Source organism: Mesorhizobium sp. B2-3-2 (genome assembly GCF_006442295.1).
Lineage (GTDB): Bacteria > Pseudomonadota > Alphaproteobacteria > Rhizobiales > Rhizobiaceae > Mesorhizobium.
The window spans coordinates 37,769-58,729 of sequence record NZ_VFWA01000023.1 but is presented as its reverse complement, the minus strand read 5'-3'; the positions used below and the strand labels follow the sequence as shown (position 1 = coordinate 58,729).

The window sequence follows — 20,961 nt, the reverse complement described above, 5'->3', positions numbered from 1 at the left end:
CCTGGATGTTTCGTTGCCGAACGTGGCTTTTTAAGCCGCCGGCTGCGCCTCGATGGTGCGCAGCGCCTGGGTCTGGCGCTTGGCGGCGGCCTTGACCGCATCCTGCACCTTCTCGAAGGCGCGCACTTCGATCTGGCGCACACGCTCGCGGCTGATGTCGAACTCGGCCGACAGTTCTTCCAGGGTCAGCGGCTCATCGGCGAGGCGGCGCGCCTCGAAGATGCGCCGTTCGCGTTCGTTGAGCACCGCAAGGGCGCCCGACAGCATGCCGCGCCGGTTTTCCAGCTCGTCCTGCTCGATCAGCATCTCTTCCTGGCTTTCGTGGTCGTCGACCAGCCAGTCCTGCCATTCGCCGGACTCGCCTTCCGTCGCCCGGATCGGCGCGTTGAGCGAGGCGTCGCCCGACAGGCGGCGGTTCATCGACACGACTTCCGCTTCCGAGACGTTCAGCCGCGTGGCGATCTCGGCGATCTGGTCGGGCTTGAGGTCGCCGTCGTCAAGCGCCTGGATCTTGCCCTTCACCTTGCGCAGGTTGAAGAACAGACGCTTCTGGTTGGCGGTCGTGCCCATCTTGACCAGACTCCACGAGCGCAGGATGTATTCCTGGATCGAGGCCTTGATCCACCACATGGCGTAGGTCGCGAGGCGGAAGCCACGCTCGGGCTCGAATTTCTTGACGGCCTGCATCAGGCCGACATTGCCTTCCGAGATCACTTCGCCGATCGGCAGGCCGTAGCCGCGATAGCCCATGGCGATCTTGGCGACGAGCCGCAAATGGCTGGTGACGAGCTTGTGCGCGGCGGAAGTGTCCTCATGCTCGGCATAACGCTTGGCGAGCATGTACTCTTCCTGCGGCTGAAGCATCGGAAAGCGGCGGATCTCTTCCAGGTAGCGGCTGAGGCCGCCTTCGCCGGAAACGATACTGGGTAGTGACTGGGCCATGATAGCGCCCCCTCTCTATTGGAGTGATGCCCCCGAAACGCGGCGGGCATATGACGCGAGCACCAAAGGCTCGCTCGCGACATCGGATATATACAGGAACAAAACCAGAAAAGACAGCCATTTGTTCAACACGAAACAGTGTGTCACGCTGAAGTGAACAACGCCAGTCAGGTTTTTTGATGGTTGATTTGAAGCTTGCCGCTGGCGGATCACAGACTGCGCAAGCCGCCGACGAGTTCCTCCATGTCCCTCGGTATCGGTGCCTCGAACCTCATCGATAGATGGGTAGTCGGATGGCGAAATTCAAGGAGCCAGGCGTGCAAAGCTTGCCGGGAAAATGCCTTGACCTGGCTTCTCAGCGGTTCGGGCAACCGGTTGGCCTTGGTGCGAAAGGCTTGGCCGTAATCGGGATCACCGAGTACCGGATGACCGATATGGGCCATGTGGACGCGGATCTGATGAGTGCGGCCGGTCTCCAGCCGGCATTCGACCAGACTTGCGGTTGCGAATTCCTTTTGGTTTTCGCCGAAGCGCTCCTGCACCGCAAAATGGGTGACGGCGTGGCGGGCATCGTCGCGTCCTTCGGGTACCACGGCGCGACGCACACGGTCGGCGGCGCGGCCGAGCGGGGCATCCACCGTTCCGGCCGGCCGCTGCGGTATGCCCCAGACCAGCGCCAGGTAGGCGCGCTCGAGATCGCCTGTCAGGCCGTGATCGGCAAAGGCCTCAGAAAGCGCCTTGTGGGCGCGGTCGGTCTTGGCCACGATCATGACGCCGCTGGTTTGCTTGTCGAGACGATGGACGATGCCCGGCCGGCGCACGCCGCCGATGCCGGACAGGCTGTCGCCGCAATGATGGATCAGCGCATTGACCAGCGTGCCGGTCCAATTGCCGGCGCCGGGATGGACGACAAGCCCGGCGGGTTTGTTGATGACGATCAGTTCATCATCTTCGTAGAGGATATCGAGGGCGATGTTTTCCCCCTGTGGCTCCGCCGGTTCCGGCTCCGGCATGGCGACGGAGACAGTTTCGCCCGGCGACATCTTGCGCTTGGTCTCGACAACGGTCTTGCCGTCGACCAAGACCGCGCCCTGCCTGATCAGCATCTGCGCGCGGCTGCGCGACACGTCCGGGCCGAGCCTGCCTGCCAGCCATTGATCGAGGCGCTGGCCGGCAGCGTCGGCGCCGGCCACGAGCACGGTCGGTTCTGCCTGCATGAATTGGTCCTCTATCAATCGGGGGGCCTCTTCGCTATGAGCGCTCATCGAGAATCGTTCCGGAATGTTTGCCATGGCCCGCCCCGCCGCCGACGAAGACGCCGTTGTTGAAGGCGGGGAAAAGCCGCTCAACCCCGAGATCGAAAAGGTGCGCGGCAGGCTCATCCGCTTCATGGCCATCAATCTCGGCCTGCTTTTGCTGGCTCTTATGGTGGTGATCGCGGCGATTGTCTACAAATCACGCAAGGCAGCGCCGGTGAGCCCGCCGCTGGCCGGCGACATCCAGGTGCCCGCCGGCGAACCGCTCAGCGGAGACATCGTGCTGCCGGTCGGCGCCAGGGTGGTCAGCCAGTCGCTGTCCGGCAATCGCGTCTCGATCGACGCCGAACTCGCCGATGGCAGCCGCACGATCTTCGTCTACGATATAGGCGAGCGGCGCATAATCGGCCGCTTTGCAATCCGCAACAAATGAAGCCCGGCGCGCAATGACCGGCTTTGCCGAAAACCGTCATATCGCCACCGTCGCGCTGGTCGTCGACAGCTATGACGAGGCGATCGACTGGTATGTCGGGCGGATGGGCTTTGTGCTCCTGGAGAATGTGGACCTCGGCGGCGGCAAGCGATGGGTGACGGTCGCGCCGGCCAGCGGGCGCGGCGCGCGGCTGCTTCTGGCCGAGGCCTCCGACGAGGCACAAAGGAAGAGCATCGGCAACCAGACCGGCGGGCGGGTCTTTCTCTTCCTCGAAACCGACGACTTTGCCCGCGATCACGCGGCGATGGTGGCGAAGGGCGTCGAATTTCGCGAGCCACCGCGCTTGGAGCCCTACGGCACGGTGGCGGTTTTCGCCGATCTCCACGGCAATCTATGGGACCTGATCGAGCCCAAACGCTAGAACCGGCCGGCTTTTTCTCGATCCCGGGAAAGCCGGCGGAACCCCAGTTGCTTTTTCTCCGCCGCCAGCCTATATCGCCGGTTCTTGAACGCGCCCATCGTCTAGCGGTCAGGACACCGCCCTCTCACGGCGGGAACAGGGGTTCGATTCCCCTTGGGCGTACCAAGAAAAAACGGCTCAGCCGTTGATCCCCAGCATCGAACAATATTCAGCCGCCCCGCTCGAGCGCTCCGACATATGCAGTGCATGGAAGCTGGCTGGAGCCGGGCTCGGAGCTATGGCGTGAAGGCGGGCGTCGGTTAAGGTTTCGTTTACCTATAACCTGTCTACTGGAGACAATTCACCCGCGACCACGGATGTACTGGCGCTGCGGTGAAAACAAAGGTCGGCCCACGCCGGCCTTTTGTTTTTTCGGCCGGCCGTTGCGGTAAGGCCGCCTCCAATGCTTTCGGCAATACCTTCGTGAAAGCATATTGCCCTTGCCATTTCGGGCCCTACCATCAATCCTGCCGATCGCACGCGGGCTGGAGAGGGTCGAAGGTCGAGGAATTGCAATGAAAAAAATGGCTGGAATGCTCCTGATTGCCGGCGCGGTGGTGATGGTTGCCACATCCCCGTCGGCTGCCGCCCAGCTCAACACGATGGACGAAGTCGGCACGGCGATCCAGGCATGCTGGACGCCGCCGGCGGATGCTGGAAATTCCATCGTCACGCTGAGCTTCAGCTTCAAGCGCGACGGCACGCTGCTTGGTCCGCCACGGCCGACCGCCGCCAAGGTGGCCGGCGACGACAAGGCGCGAAAATCGTTTATCGACGCCGCAACGGCCGCGGTGAAGAATTGCACGCCGCTCAGCCTTTCGCCGCAACTGGCGCAAGGGATTGCCGGCAACGTGTTCACCTTGCAATTCGTCTCACCCAAGCAATAGCTGTTCCGCGGCTCTCCGCACAGGGCGCGCCGCAGCTCAATGTGCTAGAGCCGTTCGGCGGATCGCCGATCCCGCTTTCATTTAAATAATTCCTGACGGAAAACATCTGCCAGCGTCAGCGACCCGCTCACGTAGCGATTAGCACCAAACCATCTCGCAGCACCGCCTTCACCGGTCAGTGGCTGGTACGCCGCGCCTCGGCGTGCCGCGCCAGTTCGGGTGTCTCGAAGACATAGTCGTTCCAAGCCGATTCCGGGATTTGCCCGGCCAGATAGCATTCCAGCAGCAGGTTTTGCTCGGCGCTCAGGGGTCTCGGATCAAGCCCCAGGGAATGAAAAAGGCTTCTTGTCAGTTCCGATACCGTGATGTGGATCGACATCTGCGTTCTCCTTGGCGCTTCAACGCGAAAGACCGGGCAAAGGTTTCAGGACCCGTTTCCGGTAACGCCGGAGTGATCCGGCAGGCCTGCCAACCCTCCGTTCGGCTGCATTGTTTTGCAGTTCGTCTCAATCTTGAAATAAAAATGCAATATTGAGTTCACAGAGGTTCTTCTATTAAGCTAGAGATAAGTCTCTCAATGCATGGGGACTGGAAAGATTAGATAAAACTCATTTAGTGAAAGCTTGCCGAACTCGAAATAGTTGTCATTCCAGGTTCTCAGCAACAAGGACCTCGTCGTTCTGATGATCCGTTTCTGGTTCTCCATGATGATCGCGCTCGTCATCCTGACGGTGCTGGCGCTCGGAATGTCCAGTTCTTATGCCGACAGTTGCAGTGCGATAAGAAATCAATTGTCGTCGGCCGGCCGTGGCGGCGGCACGAGCGCCGAGCTTGCCCAGTTGCACCGCCAGCTTGCCGCGATCCAAGGGCTCGAGAGGCAGCGCAAATGCACGGCGAAAAATTTCCTCGGTGGTTTCTTCAACGCGTGCGCCGATCTTGCCAAGAACAGGAGCGAGGTGCAGCGCCGGATCGCGGCGGCCTCCAATTCAGGCCGGGACATGTCGGGGCTGCGGGCGCGCTTTGTCGCGCTTGGCTGCGCGCCTGCGGCAAAGCGCGGGGCGGCGAAGACCCAATCGGCGTCTGCGACGGCGCCAGCGGCGAGGGCAACGGGCGCCGGCAACGCGATGCTGTTCTGTGTGCGCCTTTCGGATGGATATTTCTTCCCAGCACCCAAGTCGCAGTTCGCCGGCAGCGACGATGTGAAGGATATGGCCGATCAATGCCGCTACATCTGCGACGAGCCGGGGGTCGACCTCTATACGCTCAGCGACATCAGCCTCGAAACCGAAAAGATGGTCGCTCTCGACACGCGCAAGCCCTACACCGATCTGCCGACCGCATTCCGCTACCGCGACGACGTCAATTTCAAGGCATGTGACCTAAAACGCTACTACAGCAGGGTCGCCGAATTGAGGGCCAGAACGGTAACGCCCACAAACATGACCAATGCCATCATCCCCTTGCCGTCGGCCAAGCCGGACCTCGGCAGCGTCGCGGCAATTCCCGCGGCGGGCGCCGAAGCTTCCGGGGCGGCCCAGCATCAGTCGATAGAGGCCGGCAAGCGGCCGGTGAGAATAGTTGGCCCGGCCTTCTTCCCAGCCGAATGATCATGCGCTCGGGGCGTAGGCGCCGGTTTCCCAGCCAATGTCAATTTCGGGTGGCATCCATCAGTCGCAGACCATGCGAACCCTCTTTCCGGGTTCGCTGACATTCCTGCATGCCAGGGGCTTTTCCTCACCGGAGGACGGTGGAGGTGGTCTCGAAACTCTTGAAAGATGACGCCTCGGCGCGGCGCGCGGCGCGGGCCTGCGCTCGGAAAACCGGGTTGGCGGTTGTGGCGGCGCCGGAAAAGCGCCGTTTTCCATTCCGGACGGCCCGTATTCCACATTGGGCGGCGGCCGGTCCCAGAAACGCCGGACATCGAGCGGGCGCGGAATGACGACGGTGCCGTCATAGCTGCGCGAACAGCCGCTACCGAAAAGCAGCGCCGCGCTCAGCAAGCAAGGCACAATCCGTCCAAACATCAGCAACACCCCCGTATGGGCTTATAGCGCGGCTTCGATCCGGCCGACAACCGGGCGCAATAGCGCAGGCCAGGCCTCTCCGGTGCGCAACGGCTTGTTAAGGTTAGCGGATCGTTAATGCTTCTCGGGCACATTCCGCCGACGAACCGCGGAGGGAGGGTTCGGCCTTGGATTCGGGGTGGGGACGGCATGGCTGAAGCGAACGAGACAGCCGGCGTGCGCGGCGAGCGCGGGTCGGGCGAAATGGCGGTGAACGACGCGGCCTCGTTCGCCGAGGGCATGGACTTGGCCATGCTACGCCAGCTGGTCGAGACGGGCTCGGACTGGATCTGGGAGACCGATGCCGAGCTGCGCTTTTCCTGGCTTTCGCACAACTACCAGACGGTCACGGGCATCGACCCGGCCGCTGTGCTCGGCCGCTTCCGGTTCGATTTCCTGAAGCAGGTCCTGAACGGCAACCGCAGCGCGGCAATGCATCTGGAGGATCTGCAGGCGCATCGGCCGTTCCGTGACTTCGTCTACGAACTGAAGGGAGGTCGCGCCGATTGCCGCTGGGTGCTGACCTCAGGCTTTCCACGCTTCGACGATGAGGGGAAATTTGCGGGCTACCGCGGCATTGGACGCAACGTCACGGGATTGGCGGGCGCCTTCGAAGAACTGGAACAGAAGCAGCAAGAGGCGTCTTCGGGAGGCCTTGCCGACCTTCGCACGATGGTCGATTCGATGCCGATCGGGATCATGGTCCTCGACGCCGACCTGCGCGCCGAAGTTATCAACCAGGCCTTCTACAATTTGTGGAAAATCGATCCCCAGCGCGCCGGGGTCGGCTCGGGCTTCCGCGAGTTGATGGACGCCAGCCGCGCCGTCGATTCCTACGGCGACGACGACGTTGCCTGGCAACGCCATGCCGCCGAGCGCGAGGCCGAGATCAGGGCCGGCGTCGCCGGCTCGAGACAATTGCCGCGCAATGACGGGCGTACCCTGATCGCATCGCTGGCCCCGCTGGCCGGCGGCAAGCGGCTCATCTCCTATGTCGATGTCACCGACATGAAGGACCGCGAGGCCGAGCTGGCCGACGCGCTGGAAAAGGCGCGACTGGCGGAAGCGGTGATCAACGGTGTCAAGGATCCGATCTTCGTCAAGGACGACGATCTGCGCTTCGTCTTCGTCAACGAGGCGTTCGCGGGCCTGTTCGGCCAAAAGCCGCAAGCCATGCTTGGCAAGCCCGGCGGCAATTTCCTCGCGCCGGCCGAGGTCGCGCTGTTCGAGGAAAGCGAGCGCGCGGTGCTGGCGACCGGGCGGCCTTACGAGGTGGAAGAAAATTTCGAGGTCGACGGCGTCAACCGCTCGCGCGTCGTCAGGAAGAACCGCGTTAGAATGGCAAGCGGCCGCAACTACGTGGCCGGCTTCCTCTTCGACGTCTCGGACATGAAGGGTCGTGAGACCGAGGCGCAGGACGCCCGCAAACACCTGGCCAGCGTGCTGGAATCGCTGCCGGCCGCCGTGATCATCTACGACCGCGACGACAATTTCGTTTTCGCCAACCGCAAGATGCAGGACACGCTGCCAGCGTTGAAGCCGGCATGGCAGCCCGGCCGCACCTTTCGAGACGCGCTGTCGCTCGGTCATTCGGCCGGCTATTTCCGCTCGAGCGGCGATCCGCGGGTCGATGCGCTCTATGATGGCGATCTCGATCCCTGGCTGGACAGCATCCTCGCCCGCTACCGCCTGCCATACTCATCCTTCGAACGTCTCAATCCCGACGGCCGCTGGTATCAGGTCTACGACATGCGCACCGAGGACGGCACGTTCATCGGCGTGCGTGTCGACATCTCCGAGATCAAGAGCCGCGAAAAGGCGCTGCACGATTCGATGCGGCAGATCGACCTGTTCCGGCACGTGCTGGACGAACTGCCCGTGGCCGCCTTCATCAAGGCGCAGGATCTCAGCATCGAGTTCGTCAACAAGGCGTGGTGCGCGATCACCGGGTTCGCCAAGGAAGACGTCATCGGCCGCACCGATCGGCAGCTGTTCGGCGACGGGGATGGAGAGAGCTACAGCCTGGACGACACCGAAGTCGCCCTCACCGGCAGCGTCAGGGAGGTCGAGGAGCCCGTCACCCATCGCGACGGCACGGTGCGGCAGTTGATGACGCGCAAGAGCCGGCTGGTGGCGCTGGACGGATCGGTGCATCTGGTCGGCTCCAGCACCGACATCACCGAGGTCAAGGCGCGCGAGCGGGCGCTGGAAGAAAGCATGCGCGAGAACGAGGTGTTCCGCAGCCTGATCGACAACGTGCCGGTGTCGATCTACGCCAAGCGCTCCGATCTCAGGCAATTCTACGTCAACAAGGGCTGGTGCGACCTCACCGGCTTCAGCAAGCAGGACGCGATCGGCAAGACCGACATCGAAATTTTCGGGCCGGACGGCGAAGCCTTCGTCAATGGCGACCTCGCGGTGCTGCGCAGCGGCGAAACCCAGGAGGTCGAGGAGACGGTGACACTCCCGGACGGCAGCGTGCGCCACCAGTTCGCCCGCAAGGGCGCGATGATCGCGTCCGACGGGTCGCTCTACCTGATCGGGTCGACCACCGACATCACCGAATTGAAGCTGCGCGAGGCGGAACTGCGCGACGCGCGCCAGCGCGCCATACTTGCCGACCGCGCCAAGTCGGAATTCCTCGCCAATATGAGCCATGAGATCCGCACCCCGATGAACGGCGTGCTGGGCATGGCCGAACTCCTGGCCAAATCCGATCTCGATCCGAAGCAGAAGACGTTCACCGACATCATCGTCAAATCGGGCAATGCGCTGCTCACCATCATCAACGATATCCTGGATTTCTCCAAGATCGATGCCGGCCAGCTGGTGCTCGATCCCGCTCCCTTCAATCTCGCCGAGGCGATCGAGGACGTGGCGACGCTGGTATCGACACGCGCCAAGGAAAAGGACCTCGAGCTCATCGTACGCATCGAACCTGGGCTCGAAAGCCTGTTCATCGGCGATGTCGGCCGCATCCGGCAGATCGTCACCAACCTGCTCGGCAACGCGGTGAAGTTCACCGACGAAGGACATGTGCTCGTCGACGTCACCGGCGAAAGTGTGCCGGACGGAACCAGGCTGACGATCTCGGTCACCGACACCGGGATCGGCATCCCGGAGGAAAAGCTGAAACAGGTGTTCGAGAAATTCAGCCAGGTCGACACCTCCTCGACGAGGCGGCATGAGGGCACCGGGCTCGGGCTCGCGATCACCTCGCGGCTGGTCGAACTGATGGGCGGCGACATCGGCGTGGAAAGCGCCGAAGGCAAGGGGTCGACCTTCTGGTTCGCGGTCACGCTGCCTAGGGCCGGACAACAGAACGCGCAGCGCATCATGCCGGTGGATGTGACCGGCGCGCGGGTGCTGATCGTCGACGACAATGCCGTCAACCGCGCCATCCTGACCGAGCAGATGACGTCATGGACCTTCGATTCCTGCGCGGCCGAGAGCGGCGCCGAGGGACTGAAAGTGCTGATCGCTGCCGCCGCCTACGGCGTGCCGGTCGATTGCGTCGTACTCGACTATCAGATGCCCGAGATGAGCGGCGCCGAGATGGCAGGTGTCGTGCGCAAGACCGCCGGGCTTGCCGACACGCCGATCATCATGCTGACGTCCGTCGACCAGTCGCTGGCCAACACCAGTTACCGCGATCTCGGCATTGATGCCCAACTGATCAAGCCCGCACGCTCCTCGGTGCTCCTGGAAACGCTGGTCGCCACCATCCAACGGCATCGCCACGCTACCGATGTCGCCCGGCCGCTTGCCGTTGAGGGAGGCGGGGGGAACGGTCCGCAACCATCGCCAGCGGCGGCGTCGGGGCAACGCGCGTTGCTGCAGCCACCGCCGGTCAGGCCTCGGCTTGCCGCGACCGGCGGCGAGCAGCGGCTGGACATCCTCGTGGCCGAGGACAATGAGGTCAACCAGATGGTCTTCACCCAGATCCTCGGCGAGACCGGCTACGGTTTCGAGATCGTCGGCAATGGCCGCAAGGCGCTGGACGCCTTCGGCAGGCTCAATCCGTGCATGATCCTGATGGACGTCTCGATGCCGGAGATGAACGGGCTCGAGGCGACCGCCGCCATTCGCCGGCTGGAGGAGGAAACCGGCACGCATGTGCCGATCGTCGGGGTCACCGCGCATGCGCTCAAGGGCGATCGCGAACGCTGCCTTGACGCCGGCATGGATGATTATCTGCCCAAGCCGATCAGCCCCAGGGCCCTGCTCGAAAAGGTCGAGCGCTGGGTCGGCGCCGGTCGCCAGGCCCGGCGCAACGCGGGATAGGCTTCGCGCCTTCCACGGGATTGCGGCGAGAATCAGTCGGGGTCGGCCGCTGCCCTTCGAGCAAGACTATGGTGCGATCGCACCATATCAAAGCCGGCGTCCAGCCGGGACAATGACGGCATCGAATTTCCGCTCTCTTCTAGTTACGGGCGGGAGCAGCGACCGCCAGTACGAAGCAGCGTCAATCTACCCCAACGGACCTGTTTTTGGCGATGGCCCGGCCAAGACATCCTCTGGCCTCGAGCAACGCGCTCCCGTCCGGCTTTTCTTCGATCAGCGATCCATGCCGAATCCGATGGCTGTTTGGGTGGCCGGATAGCGCAAGTCCCTGATTCCCGTAGGCAAACCGGCGCCATGCCGCAGCCGTTGACCGCCATCGCCTTTCCAAGCGTCGGCGACGCGTTACCGGGCTGACACGAAACTGTCATGCGACTGTTATAATCGAACGCTATTGGCTCAGCGGGCGCTGGCAAGGAATGGCGCCGAGAGACCATCTTCCGAACAGGAGCAGGCCACATGAGACATTTCATCCGCTCGGCGGCCGTTGCGATCGCAATGGCTGCGGCGTCCACCCTCACCCTTTCAGCGGCAATGGCAGCTGACATCTCCGGCGCCGGCGCCACCTTCCCTTACCCGATCTATGCGAAGTGGGCCGATGCCTACAAGAAGGAGACCGGCATCGGTCTCAACTACCAGTCGATCGGCTCGGGCGGCGGCATCAAGCAGATCAAGGCCAAGACCGTCACCTTCGGCGCTTCCGATGCGCCGCTGAAGGGCGAGGATCTCGAATCCACCGGACTTGCACAGTTCCCGATGGTGATGGGCGGTATCGTTCCGGTCGTCAATCTCGAAGGCATCAAGCCGGGCGAACTGGTGCTCGACGGCCCGACGCTGGCCGATATCTTCGTCGGCAAGATCACCAACTGGAACGACGCGGCGATCGCCAAGCTCAATCCCGACGTCAAGCTTCCCGACCAGGCGATTGCCGTCGTGCATCGCTCCGATGGTTCGGGCACCACGTTCAACTTCAGCTACTATCTGGCCGACGTCAGCGCCGACTGGAAGTCGAAGGTCGGCGTCAACACCGCGCTCGAATGGCCGGTCGGTATCGGCGCCAAGGGCAATGAAGGCGTCGCCAACAACGTCTCGCAGACCGGCGGCTCGATCGGCTATGTCGAATACGCCTACGCCAAGCAGAACAAGCTGACCTATGCCGACATGATCAACAAGGACGGCAAGAAGGTCGAGCCGACGGCGGCGGCGTTCTCGGCGGCGGCGGCCAATGCCGACTGGAGCTCGCAGCCGGGTTACGGCGTCATCCTGGCCAACCAGCCGGGCGCCGAATCCTGGCCGATGACGTCGGCCACCTGGATTCTGGTCTACAAGAAGCCCGGCGACGTGGCTGCGACCGGTGAAGCGCTCAAGTTCTTCGCCTGGTCCTACGCGAAGGGCGACGACATGGCCGGGGCGCTGGACTACGTTCCGATCCCCGACGCGGTCGTCAAGAGCGTCGAGGACATGTGGGCCAAGGACATCGTCGGCGAAGACGGCAAGCCGCTCTATTCCGCCATGTAATCCCTGCTGAATGAGGAGGGCGCTTCACGGCGCCCTCCCTGTCTTCCTTGAAACGCGAGGGCCAGATGACCGCCGTCTCCGAAGCCATGCCATCGTCGGCCGCCATGCGGGCCAGGGAAGCGACGGTCCGGCGCTTCGCGCTCACCGATACGATTTTCCGGGCGGCGACACGCTTTTCCGCCATCCTCGTCCTGCTCATCCTCGGCGGCGTGGCGATTTCGCTGTTTGCCGGCTCGTGGGAAGCGCTGTCGAAATTCGGGTTCTCCTTCCTGACGACCGAATCGTGGAACCCGGTTACCGAGAATTTCGGGGCGCTGGCCCCGATCTACGGAACCATCGTCACCGCCGCCATCGCTATCCTGATCGCCGTTCCCATCGGCATCGGCATCGCCATCTTCCTTACCGAACTCTGCCCACGGCCACTCCGGCGCCCCATCGGCATCGCCGTCGAGCTGCTTGCCGGCATACCCTCCATCATCTACGGCATCTGGGGCCTGTTCGTGTTCGCGCCGTTCCTGCAGACGACGGTGCAGCCCTTCATCATCAAGCTTTTCCACGACGTGCCGGGGCTCTCCAGCCTGTTTGCGGGTCCGCCCTACGGCATCGGCCTTTTGACCTCGGCGCTGATCCTTGCCATCATGGTCCTGCCCTTCATCACCTCGATCACCAAGGATGTCTTCGACACGGTGCCGGCGGTGCTGAAGGAATCGGCCTATGGCATCGGCTGCACGACCTGGGAGGTCACGCGCCGCGTCGTCATCCCCTATACCCGCGTCGGCATCATGGGCGGCGTCATGCTCGGCCTCGGCCGCGCGCTCGGCGAAACCATGGCGGTAACCTTCGTCATCGGCAACGCCCACCGCATCAGCGCCTCGCTTTTCGCGCCCGGCACGACGATCTCGGCAACCATCGCCAACGAATTCACCGAAGCCGACGGCGATCTCTATACGTCTTCGCTGGTGGCGCTCGGCCTGATCCTGTTCGTCATCACTTTCCTGATCCTTGCCCTTGCGCGCTACATGCTGCTGCGCATGGACAGCCGCACGGGAGCCTGACCGATGTCGACGGCCACATCGCTTCACAATCGACGCAAGCGCAGGAATGCCGTGATGATGACGCTATGCGTCACGGCGGCGGGCGTCGGTCTGGCCTGGCTGGCGCTGATCCTCGGCGCACTGCTCTATAAGGGCCTGTCGGGTGTTTCGCTGTCTGTGTTCACCGAAATGACACCGCCGCCCGGCGATGCCGGCGGCCTGCTCAATGCCATCTACGGCAGTATCATGATGACAGTCATCGCCGTCATCGTCGGCACGCCGATCGGTGTCCTCGCTGGGACCTACATGGCCGAATATGGCCGCTTCTCGCGCCTCACCACGATCGTGCGCTTCATCAACGACATCCTGCTGTCGGCACCCTCGATCATCGTCGGCCTGTTCGTCTACGAGCTGCTGGTGCGGCCGATGGGACATTTCTCGGCGATCGCCGGTGCCGTCGCGCTGGCCATCCTGGTCATCCCGGTCGTCGTGCGCACCACCGAGGACATGCTCAACCTGGTGCCTAACGCCTTGCGCGAGGCCGGCGCCGCGATCGGCGCGCCGCGTTGGGTGGTCATCCGCTCGGTCGCCTACCGTGCGGCGCTGTCGGGCATCGTCACCGGCATATTGCTGGCCATCGCCCGCATTTCCGGCGAGACGGCGCCGCTGCTCTTCACAGCGCTCAACAACCAGTTCTGGTCGAGCAATCTCAACGCGCCGATGGCCAGCCTGCCCGTCACCATCTTCCAGTTCGCTCTCAGCCCCTACGAGGAATGGCAGCAGCTGGCGTGGACCGGCGCACTCATAATCACCCTTACGGTTCTCGGGCTGAGCATCTTGGCCCGCAGCCTTACCGGACGCAGAGAGGACAGATGAAACCGATGTTGTCCACCGAGTTGAACACGCCCGAAGTCGCGGTCGAGAAAGCCAAGATCGAGGTCAAGAACCTCAATTTCTACTACGGCCAGTCGAAGGCGCTGAAGGATATCAGCCTGTCGCTGCCCGAGCGCAGCGTCACCGCCTTCATAGGGCCTTCGGGCTGCGGGAAGTCGACGCTGCTGCGCGTCTTCAACCGCATCTACGAGCTTTACCCGAAGCAGAGCGCCGAGGGCCAGGTGCTGCTCGACGGCCAGAACATCCTCGACCGTTCGCAGGACCTCAACCTGCTCAGAACCAAGATCGGCATGGTGTTCCAGAAGCCGACGCCGTTCCCGATGTCGATTTACGAGAACATCGCGTTCGGCGTCAGGCTCTATGAGAAGCTCAGCAAGGCCGAGATGGACGGCCGTGTCGAGCAGGCGCTGAAGCGCGCGGCACTGTGGAGCGAGGTCAAGGACAAGCTCAACGCCAGTGGCCTCAGCCTTTCGGGCGGCCAGCAGCAGCGCCTCTGCATCGCCCGCACGGTGGCGGTGAAGCCAGAGGTCATCCTGCTCGACGAGCCTGCCTCGGCGCTCGATCCGCTGTCGACCGCCAAGATCGAGGAACTGATCGACGAGCTGCAGGCCGATTACACGATCGTCATTGTCACCCATAACATGCAGCAGGCGGCGCGCGTGTCGAAGCAGACCGCCTTCATGTATCTGGGCGAGCTGGTCGAGTTCGACCGCACCGAGAAGATCTTCACGTCGCCCCGCGAGAAGCGCACGCAGGACTATATCACCGGCCGCTTCGGCTGATCCCAGGCATACGAGGACCAAGATCATGGCCGAACATACAGTCGCAGCCTTTGACGAAGATCTCGGACAGATCAGCAGGCTGATCCGCGACATGGGCGATCTCGCCTCATCGATGGTCGGCGGCGCCACCAAGGCGCTCCTGAATTCCGACAACGCGCTCGCCCAGCGCATCGTCTCCGACGACGCGATCATGGATGCGCGCCAGCGCGAACTCGACGACCGCGCCATCACCCTGATCGCCAAGCGGCAGCCCATGGCGGATGATTTGCGCCATGTCGTCGGCTCGATCCGCATGGCTGGCGATCTCGAACGCATCGGCGATCTGGCCAAGAACATCGCCAAGCGCGTCGGCACCGTCGGCCTGGCCGCCACGCCGCGCGACCTGTCGCACTCCATCGATGCCATGGCGCAGCTGGTACTGATCCAGGTGCAGGGCGTGATCGAGGAGTATGGCGCCCGTGATGCCTCGGCGCTTGCCAAGCTGCGCGCCGACGATGAACGCATCGACGTCAAATACACATCGGTGTTCCGCGAGCTGCTGACCTACATGATGGAGGATCCGCGCAACATCACCGCCTGCACGCATCTTTTGTTCTGCGCCAAGAACCTCGAGCGCATCGGTGATCATGTGACCAACATTGCCGAAAATGCCTATTATGTGCTGACCGGCACGCAATTGCCCGCCAATCGCCCGAAGCAGGACGAGACGGCGATGTCGGCGCCAGCGGCGTGACGGCAGGGGTGACCAGTCGATGATCGCGCCACGCATCATGGTGGTGGAGGACGAGGAGCCGCTGGGTGTGCTGCTCCGTTACAATCTGGAATCGGAGGGTTACCAGGTCGAGGTGGTGACGCGCGGCGACGAAGCCGAGATCCGCTTGCAGGAGAATGTCCCCGACCTTCTTGTGCTCGACTGGATGGTGCCGGCGGTTTCCGGCATCGAACTCTGCCGCCGTCTCCGGATGCGCCCCGAGACCGAGCGGCTGCCGATCATCATGCTGACGGCGCGCGGCGAGGAAAGCGACCGGGTGCGCGGTCTCTCCACCGGCGCCGACGACTATCTGGTCAAGCCGTTCTCAACCCCGGAATTCATGGCACGCGTCAAGGCGCTGCTGCGCCGCGCCAAGCCGGAAGTGCTGTCCAGCGTGCTCAAGGTCGGCGACATCGTGCTCGACCGTGAATCGCACCGGGTCTACCGCAAGAAGAGCGAGATCCGGCTCGGGCCGACCGAGTTCCGCCTGCTCGAATTCATGATGCGCCATCCGGGCCGGGTGTTCTCGCGCAGCCAGCTGCTCGACAATGTCTGGGGCGAAACGATCTACATCGACGAGCGCACCGTGGACGTCCATGTCGGCCGGCTGCGCAAGGCGGTCAACAACGGCCGCATGCCTGACGTGATCCGTACTATCCGTGGCGCGGGGTATGCGATCCGCGAAGACTAGGGATATGTCACGCAACATTCTCGCCCACGCCTGATTTCGCCTGTGCCCCCGGTGCGAAAATTTCCTGGTCGACGTAGGTCAGCGCGCGCATGGCGCAGCCCTCGCGGATCAGCGGCAGTTCGTTCGGCTCGGTGTCGAAGGAAATCGATTTCGAGTGCTGGCCGCCGGCGGTCTGGGCAATGGCTTCGCGCAGAGCCGGCTCGATCAGGTCGAAGGCGGCGGCGCTGACGCCGACCATGGCGACCGGCGCCGGATCGATCAGGGCGAACAGGCTGCCAAGGCCATAGCCCAGCGCCTCGCCGGCCTTGCGGTAGGCTTCGCGCTCCGGCCCGTCCTTTTCGCGCGCCGAGGCCGCCAGCGCACGCATGTCGGCGTCGCTGACGTCGACGGGCTCGGTGTCCTCGCCAAGCTGCCTCGCGTTGCGCCAGATGGCATAGTTGCCGGCATAGGCCTCGACGCAGCCGCGCCGGCCGCAGCGGCAGAGCGCCCCGCCCGGGCGATGGATCATGTGGCCGAACTCGCCTCCGGATGAATGGGTGCCGGTGAACAGTTCGCCCTTCAGCACCAGGCCCATGCCGATGCCGTGCGACAACAGGATGGCGATGAAGTCGTCGCGGTAACGCCGGGGATCGCGCCAGCGCAGCGCCACCGCCATCATGTTGCAATCGTTCTCCATGGTGGCGGGAATGCCGAACTCGGCCTCCAGTATGTCGGCGAAGGCGATGTCGGTCTGCGGCGTGATCGGCGACCACAGCATGGCGCGCGCATCCGTATCGGTGATGCCCTGGATCGCCAGCGCGATACGAGCGATGCTGGCGACGTCGAGGTCGGGATCCTCGAACCGTCGCCTGACGATGGCCACGCATTCGCCGATCAGCGCCTCGCGCGACATGGTCAGCGTGTCCAGCCGGCGTTGCTCCTCCGATATCACCTGGCCGGCATAGTCGATGACGGCGACGGAGAGGAAATTCAGCGACAGCACCACGGTCATCACCGCCGCGGCTTCAGGGTTGAGGCTGAGGCCGATCTGCGGCCGGCCGCGTTTCATCGCACCGGCCTCGCTCGGCTTGCTCTGCGCCAGGATGCCTTCGCCGATCAGGTCGGAGGAGATCGCCGATATGGTGGAGTGGCTGAGCCCGGTGGTCGCGGCAATCTCGGTGCGCGACGGCTGCCCGGCACGGCGCACGGCCGCGATCACCATCGCCCGATTGCGTCGGCGCAGATCGTCGTGGCGAATTCCGACCGACATGTTTCTCGCATCCTCCCGGTCGCCGTCTTCTCTCCCCAGGCCCAGCGACCGCCAAATACTGGCAGAACCGGCCTTGGCTGTCATTATTTATTCCGGAGCTCGAAAAAAATTCACGAGGACATCAAAATACATCAGAATCGACGTTGACAGCGTTCCGACGATGGACCAGTGTTTTTTCGAGGCTCGAAAAAATAGAGCCTTTGTGCCGGCCTTCGGGCCTGTTTGGTCGCGCCATACGCGGCGCAGGGAGGATAAGATGAAGAGATTCACAGCCGCTATCCTGGCGGGTGTCGCCATGTCGCTGACGCTCGCGTCGGTCGCGCAGGCGAAGGACAAGGTCATCGGCGTTTCCTGGTCGAACTTCCAGGAAGAGCGTTGGAAGACCGACGAGGCCGCCATGAAGAAGGCGATCGAAGCCGCCGGCGACAAGTATATTTCCGCCGACGCCCAGTCCAACCCCGGCAAGCAGCTCACCGACGTCGAGAGCCTGATCTCGCAGGGCGCCAATTCGCTGATCATCCTGGCGCAGGACGCCTCCGCCATCGGCCCGGCGGTGCAGAAAGCGCTCGACGAAGGCATTCCGGTCGTCGGCTATGACCGCCTGATCGAGAATAAGGACGTTTTCTATCTGACCTTCGACAACAAGGAAGTGGGCCGCATGCAGGCCCGCGAAGTGTTCAAGGTGAAGCCGGAAGGCAACTACGTCTTCATCAAGGGCTCGGGTGCGGATCCGAATGCCGATTTCCTGTTCTCGGGCTCGATGGAAGTGCTCAAGGACGCCATCGACAGCGGCAAGATCAAGAATGTCGGCGAGGCCTATACCGATGGCTGGCTGCCGGCCAACGCCCAGAAGAACATGGAGCAGTTCCTGACCGCCAACGACAACAAGGTCGACGCGGTGGTCGCGGCCAATGACGGCACTGCCGGCGGCGTCGTCGCGGCGCTGACGGCTCAAGGTTTGGCCGGCACCGTGCCGGTGTCGGGCCAGGACGGTGATCATGCCGCGCTGAACCGGATCGCGCTCGGCACGCAGACCGTGTCGGTGTGGAAGGACGCGCGGGAACTCGGCAAGAACGCCGCGGAGATCGCCTCGCAACTGGCCGACGGCAAGAAGATGACCGATATTGCCGGCGTCAAGGACTTCACCACGCCCGGCGGGAACACCGTCAAATCGTTGTTCCTGACCCCGGTTGCGATCACCAAGGACAATCTCAACGTCGTGATCGACGCTGGCTGGATCAAGAAGGACGAGGTCTGTGCCGGCGTCGCGGCGGGCAGCGTCGCGGCCTGCAACTGATCTTCCATTTCAAGCGATGAACGCCGCGGCTGCCAAGCCGCGGCGTTTTTTCAAGAAGATTTGTTTTTCCGCCCCGGGCGGGTAACTTCTAGGCTGGGTTCCGGCATCCGCGTCAGACGGGCAGGCCGGTGGGAGAAAATCATGACCGACACGACGTCCAACCCGCAGGCCGACACCGCGCGTGCGTCGGAGCTCGGCGCCGTCGCCCGGTTCCTGAAGGCGACCGAGATCGACACGCGCATGCTTGGCATGATCGGCGCGCTGCTGCTGATCTGGATCGGGTTGCATGTCCTGTCCAGCCTGCGTCTCGGCGTCAATCCGCTCGATTTCGACAGCCGTACCTTCCTCACGCCGCGCAATCTGTGGAACCTGTCGGTGCAGACCTCGGCCGTCGCCATCATGGCCTCAGGCATGGTGCTGGTTATCGTCATGCGCAACATCGATCTGTCCGTCGGTTCCGCCGAAGGGTTGATCGGCATGGTCATGGGCTTCGCCCAGGTGCATTTCCTGGTGCGGATGGTCGGACTCGAGCTCGGCAACCCATGGATCTGGATCCTGGCGCTGATCATCGGCCTGGTGCTCGGCCTTTTGATCGGCGCCTTCCAGGGCTTCGTCATCGCCTATCTCGAAGTGCCGGCCTTCATCGTCACGCTGGGCGGATTGCTGGTCTGGCGCGGTGCCGCCTGGTGGGTCACCAGCGGCCAGACGGTGGCGCCGCTCAACACGACGTTCCAGCTGATGGGCGGCGGCCCGGCCGGATCGATCGGCGCCACCTGGAGCTGGGTGGTCGGTATCGCCGCCTGCCTTGCGGTGGTGCTTGCGCTGTTCAACGGGCGGGTGCAGCGCAAGCGCTTCCGTTTCCCGCTGCGTCCGATCTGGGCCGAGACGCTGATTGGCGTGGTGACCTGCGCCGTCATCATGGGCGCGGTTTGGCTGGCCAATTCCTATCCGTGGCCGGTCGGCATCGTGAACAGATATGCAGCCGCCAACAACATCACCGTGCCCGAGGGCGGCCTGTTCATCGCCCACGGCATCGCCATACCGGTGCTGATGGCCATCGCCGTCGGGCTGGTCATGACCTTCATCACCAAACGCACCCGTTTCGGCCGCTATGTCTTTGCCATCGGCGGCAATCCGGAAGCAGCCAACCTCGCCGGCATTAATACGCGCTGGATCACGATGAAAGTGTTCATGATCATGGGGGTGCTGGCCACGATCGCCGCCGCGATCTCGTCTGCCCGGCAGAACTCGGCCACCAACGTGCTTGGAACGCTGGATGAATTGCTGGTGATCGCGGCGGCCGTCATCGGCGGCACGTCGCTCGCCGGCGGTTCGGGAACCATCATCGGCGCCATGCTGGGCGCGCTTTTGATGCAGTCGCTCCAATCCGGCATGGTGCTGCTCGGCGTCGACTCGCCGCTGCAGAGCATTGTCGTCGGCGCCGTGCTGGTGATCGCGGTGTGGCTCGACACCGTCTATCGCAAACGCGTTTGAGGGAGGAGGACAATCATGGCTGACAGGATCGCTCCCGCCGGCAACCCGCTGGTCGACATGCGCAACATCTCAATCGCGTTCGGCGGCATTCGCGCCGTCGACGATGCCTCGATCGATCTTTTCCCCGGCGAGGTCGTGGCCCTGCTCGGCCACAATGGCGCCGGCAAATCGACGCTGATCAAGATCCTGTCGGGCGCCTACAAGCGCGATGCGGGCCAAATCTTCGTCAACGGCGAGGAGGCCTCGATCTCCAATCCGCGCGATGCCAAGAAATACGGCATCGAGACGATCTACCAGACCCTGGCGCTCGCCGACAATGTCGACGCCGCCGCCAACCTGTTCCTCGGCCGCGAGCTGAGAACCGCCTGGGGCACGCTCGACGACGTCGCCATGGAGGCCGAGGCGCGCAAGGTGATGGGCAGGCTCAATCCCCGCTTCCAGCGCTTCAAGGAGCCGGTGATCAAGCTGTCGGGCGGACAGCGGCAGTCGGTGGCGATCGCACGCGCGATCCTGTTCAACGCCCGCATCCTGATCATGGACGAGCCGACGGCAGCACTTGGACCGCAGGAAACCGCCCAGGTCGGGGAACTGGTCAGGCAGCTCAAATCCGACGGCATCGGCATCTTCCTGATCAGCCATGACATCCACGACGTGTTCGAACTGGCCGACCGGGTGTGCGTCATGAAAAACGGCCAGGTCGTCGGCACTGCCCGCACCAGCGATGTGACCCAGGACGAGGTGCTCGGCATGATCATCCTGGGCAAATGTCCGCCCGGCGCCATTCCCGGACCAGGCGCGCTGAAGATCGCTGCCTGAAGCCTGTCCGGTTGCCGCCTAGTCGCAAGATCCCGATCTGCCGGTCATGTGAT

General features: G+C 63.4%; 18 protein-coding genes and 1 tRNA gene. 15 read left to right on the top strand and 4 right to left on the bottom strand.

The annotated features are described in order from the left end of the window. Positions 1 to 30: 30 nt before the first annotated feature. Positions 31 to 942, bottom strand: a complete 912-nt coding sequence (rpoH, locus tag FJ964_RS29730; protein WP_027023478.1) for an RNA polymerase sigma factor RpoH — start codon at positions 940 to 942, stop codon at positions 31 to 33. A gap of 209 nt (positions 943 to 1,151) precedes the next feature. After that, complete coding sequence (locus tag FJ964_RS29725; protein ID WP_140554193.1) at positions 1,152 to 2,207, bottom strand: RluA family pseudouridine synthase; 1,056 nt, start codon at positions 2,205 to 2,207, stop codon at positions 1,152 to 1,154. 25 nt (positions 2,208 to 2,232) lie between these two features. Here FJ964_RS29725 and FJ964_RS29720 point away from each other — a divergent pair, with 25 nt between their 5' ends. From FJ964_RS29720 to FJ964_RS29705, 4 genes are all read left to right on the top strand, one after another. Then, positions 2,233 to 2,631, top strand: coding sequence for a fimbrial protein (locus tag FJ964_RS29720; RefSeq protein ID WP_140554191.1), 399 nt, complete (start codon positions 2,233 to 2,235; stop codon positions 2,629 to 2,631). 13 nt (positions 2,632 to 2,644) lie between these two features. Then, positions 2,645 to 3,052, top strand: coding sequence for a VOC family protein (locus FJ964_RS29715; protein WP_140554190.1), 408 nt, complete (start codon positions 2,645 to 2,647; stop codon positions 3,050 to 3,052). A 90-nt stretch (positions 3,053 to 3,142) separates the two neighbouring features. Next, a tRNA-Glu gene (locus FJ964_RS29710) sits at positions 3,143 to 3,217 on the top strand. Between the two features lie 389 nt (positions 3,218 to 3,606). Next, on the top strand, positions 3,607 to 3,978 hold the full coding sequence (locus FJ964_RS29705; protein ID WP_140554188.1) for a hypothetical protein: 372 nt from the start codon (positions 3,607 to 3,609) through the stop codon (positions 3,976 to 3,978). Positions 3,979 to 4,153: 175 nt separating this feature from the next. Here FJ964_RS29705 and FJ964_RS29700 read toward each other — a convergent pair whose 3' ends face one another. After that, a complete protein-coding gene (locus tag FJ964_RS29700) occupies positions 4,154 to 4,357 on the bottom strand; it encodes a hypothetical protein (RefSeq protein ID WP_140554187.1) in 204 nt (67 codons plus the stop codon). 262 nt (positions 4,358 to 4,619) lie between these two features. On the opposite strand from FJ964_RS29700, the gene FJ964_RS29695 reads away from it, so the two are divergent. From FJ964_RS29695 to phoB, 8 genes are all read left to right on the top strand, one after another. After that, positions 4,620 to 5,585, top strand: a complete 966-nt coding sequence (locus FJ964_RS29695) for a DUF2865 domain-containing protein (RefSeq protein WP_224713209.1) — start codon at positions 4,620 to 4,622, stop codon at positions 5,583 to 5,585. A 606-nt stretch (positions 5,586 to 6,191) separates the two neighbouring features. Next, positions 6,192 to 10,325 carry a PAS domain-containing protein gene (locus FJ964_RS29685; RefSeq protein WP_181172660.1) on the top strand — a complete coding sequence of 1,378 codons (4,134 nt, stop codon included), beginning with the start codon at positions 6,192 to 6,194 and terminating at the stop codon, positions 10,323 to 10,325. A 516-nt stretch (positions 10,326 to 10,841) separates the two neighbouring features. Beyond that, positions 10,842 to 11,900 (top strand): phosphate ABC transporter substrate-binding protein PstS, encoded by a 1,059-nt coding sequence (gene pstS, locus FJ964_RS29680; protein ID WP_140517885.1) that lies wholly within the window; start codon positions 10,842 to 10,844, stop codon positions 11,898 to 11,900. A gap of 65 nt (positions 11,901 to 11,965) precedes the next feature. Beyond that, positions 11,966 to 12,955, top strand: a complete 990-nt coding sequence (pstC, locus tag FJ964_RS29675) for a phosphate ABC transporter permease subunit PstC (protein ID WP_140554182.1) — start codon at positions 11,966 to 11,968, stop codon at positions 12,953 to 12,955. A gap of 3 nt (positions 12,956 to 12,958) precedes the next feature. Then, positions 12,959 to 13,810: a phosphate ABC transporter permease PstA gene (pstA, locus tag FJ964_RS29670; RefSeq protein ID WP_140554181.1), complete on the top strand. Its 852-nt coding sequence runs from the start codon at positions 12,959 to 12,961 to the stop codon at positions 13,808 to 13,810. After that, positions 13,807 to 14,610, top strand: coding sequence for a phosphate ABC transporter ATP-binding protein PstB (gene pstB, locus FJ964_RS29665; protein ID WP_140554179.1), 804 nt, complete (start codon positions 13,807 to 13,809; stop codon positions 14,608 to 14,610). The genes pstA and pstB overlap by 4 nt, the downstream gene beginning before the upstream one ends. A 25-nt stretch (positions 14,611 to 14,635) precedes the next feature. Continuing rightward, the gene (phoU, locus tag FJ964_RS29660; RefSeq protein WP_140554177.1) at positions 14,636 to 15,343 is read left to right on the top strand and encodes a phosphate signaling complex protein PhoU; all 708 of its coding nucleotides are present in this window, start codon (positions 14,636 to 14,638) and stop codon (positions 15,341 to 15,343) included. A 19-nt stretch (positions 15,344 to 15,362) separates the two neighbouring features. Continuing rightward, positions 15,363 to 16,052, top strand: coding sequence for a phosphate regulon transcriptional regulator PhoB (phoB, locus tag FJ964_RS29655; protein ID WP_010911896.1), 690 nt, complete (start codon positions 15,363 to 15,365; stop codon positions 16,050 to 16,052). A gap of 7 nt (positions 16,053 to 16,059) precedes the next feature. Here the strand turns inward: phoB and FJ964_RS29650 are convergent, their stop codons facing one another. Further along, positions 16,060 to 17,301: an ROK family protein gene (locus FJ964_RS29650; RefSeq protein ID WP_140554175.1), complete on the bottom strand. Its 1,242-nt coding sequence runs from the start codon at positions 17,299 to 17,301 to the stop codon at positions 16,060 to 16,062. A gap of 256 nt (positions 17,302 to 17,557) precedes the next feature. Between FJ964_RS29650 and xylF the strand changes: the two genes are divergently transcribed. The 3 genes from xylF to FJ964_RS29635 all read left to right on the top strand — a co-directional run bounded on the left by xylF (position 17,558) and on the right by FJ964_RS29635 (position 20,908). Next, positions 17,558 to 18,598 carry a D-xylose ABC transporter substrate-binding protein gene (gene xylF, locus FJ964_RS29645; RefSeq protein ID WP_140500579.1) on the top strand — a complete coding sequence of 347 codons (1,041 nt, stop codon included), beginning with the start codon at positions 17,558 to 17,560 and terminating at the stop codon, positions 18,596 to 18,598. Between the two features lie 141 nt (positions 18,599 to 18,739). Further along, complete coding sequence (locus FJ964_RS29640; protein ID WP_140554174.1) at positions 18,740 to 20,092, top strand: sugar ABC transporter permease; 1,353 nt, start codon at positions 18,740 to 18,742, stop codon at positions 20,090 to 20,092. Positions 20,093 to 20,107: 15 nt separating this feature from the next. Continuing rightward, positions 20,108 to 20,908, top strand: coding sequence for an ATP-binding cassette domain-containing protein (locus FJ964_RS29635; RefSeq protein WP_140554172.1), 801 nt, complete (start codon positions 20,108 to 20,110; stop codon positions 20,906 to 20,908). The last annotated feature ends 53 nt before the right edge of the window (positions 20,909 to 20,961 follow it).

What these genes read in the sequence shown, in the direction of transcription:
- rpoH (WP_027023478.1), bottom strand. Translation starts at nt 942, where the DNA reads ATGGCCCAGTCACTACCCAGTATCGTTTCCGGCGAAGGCGGCCTCAGC.
- FJ964_RS29725 (WP_140554193.1), bottom strand. Translation starts at nt 2,207, where the DNA reads ATGAGCGCTCATAGCGAAGAGGCCCCCCGATTGATAGAGGACCAATTC.
- FJ964_RS29720 (WP_140554191.1), top strand. Translation starts at nt 2,233, where the DNA reads ATGGCCCGCCCCGCCGCCGACGAAGACGCCGTTGTTGAAGGCGGGGAA.
- FJ964_RS29715 (WP_140554190.1), top strand. Translation starts at nt 2,645, where the DNA reads ATGACCGGCTTTGCCGAAAACCGTCATATCGCCACCGTCGCGCTGGTC.
- FJ964_RS29705 (WP_140554188.1), top strand. Translation starts at nt 3,607, where the DNA reads ATGAAAAAAATGGCTGGAATGCTCCTGATTGCCGGCGCGGTGGTGATG.
- FJ964_RS29700 (WP_140554187.1), bottom strand. Translation starts at nt 4,357, where the DNA reads ATGTCGATCCACATCACGGTATCGGAACTGACAAGAAGCCTTTTTCAT.
- FJ964_RS29685 (WP_181172660.1), top strand. Translation starts at nt 6,192, where the DNA reads ATGGCTGAAGCGAACGAGACAGCCGGCGTGCGCGGCGAGCGCGGGTCG.
- pstS (WP_140517885.1), top strand. Translation starts at nt 10,842, where the DNA reads ATGAGACATTTCATCCGCTCGGCGGCCGTTGCGATCGCAATGGCTGCG.
- pstC (WP_140554182.1), top strand. Translation starts at nt 11,966, where the DNA reads ATGACCGCCGTCTCCGAAGCCATGCCATCGTCGGCCGCCATGCGGGCC.
- pstA (WP_140554181.1), top strand. Translation starts at nt 12,959, where the DNA reads ATGTCGACGGCCACATCGCTTCACAATCGACGCAAGCGCAGGAATGCC.
- pstB (WP_140554179.1), top strand. Translation starts at nt 13,807, where the DNA reads ATGAAACCGATGTTGTCCACCGAGTTGAACACGCCCGAAGTCGCGGTC.
- phoU (WP_140554177.1), top strand. Translation starts at nt 14,636, where the DNA reads ATGGCCGAACATACAGTCGCAGCCTTTGACGAAGATCTCGGACAGATC.
- phoB (WP_010911896.1), top strand. Translation starts at nt 15,363, where the DNA reads ATGATCGCGCCACGCATCATGGTGGTGGAGGACGAGGAGCCGCTGGGT.
- FJ964_RS29650 (WP_140554175.1), bottom strand. Translation starts at nt 17,301, where the DNA reads ATGTCGGTCGGAATTCGCCACGACGATCTGCGCCGACGCAATCGGGCG.
- xylF (WP_140500579.1), top strand. Translation starts at nt 17,558, where the DNA reads ATGAAGAGATTCACAGCCGCTATCCTGGCGGGTGTCGCCATGTCGCTG.
- FJ964_RS29640 (WP_140554174.1), top strand. Translation starts at nt 18,740, where the DNA reads ATGACCGACACGACGTCCAACCCGCAGGCCGACACCGCGCGTGCGTCG.
- FJ964_RS29635 (WP_140554172.1), top strand. Translation starts at nt 20,108, where the DNA reads ATGGCTGACAGGATCGCTCCCGCCGGCAACCCGCTGGTCGACATGCGC.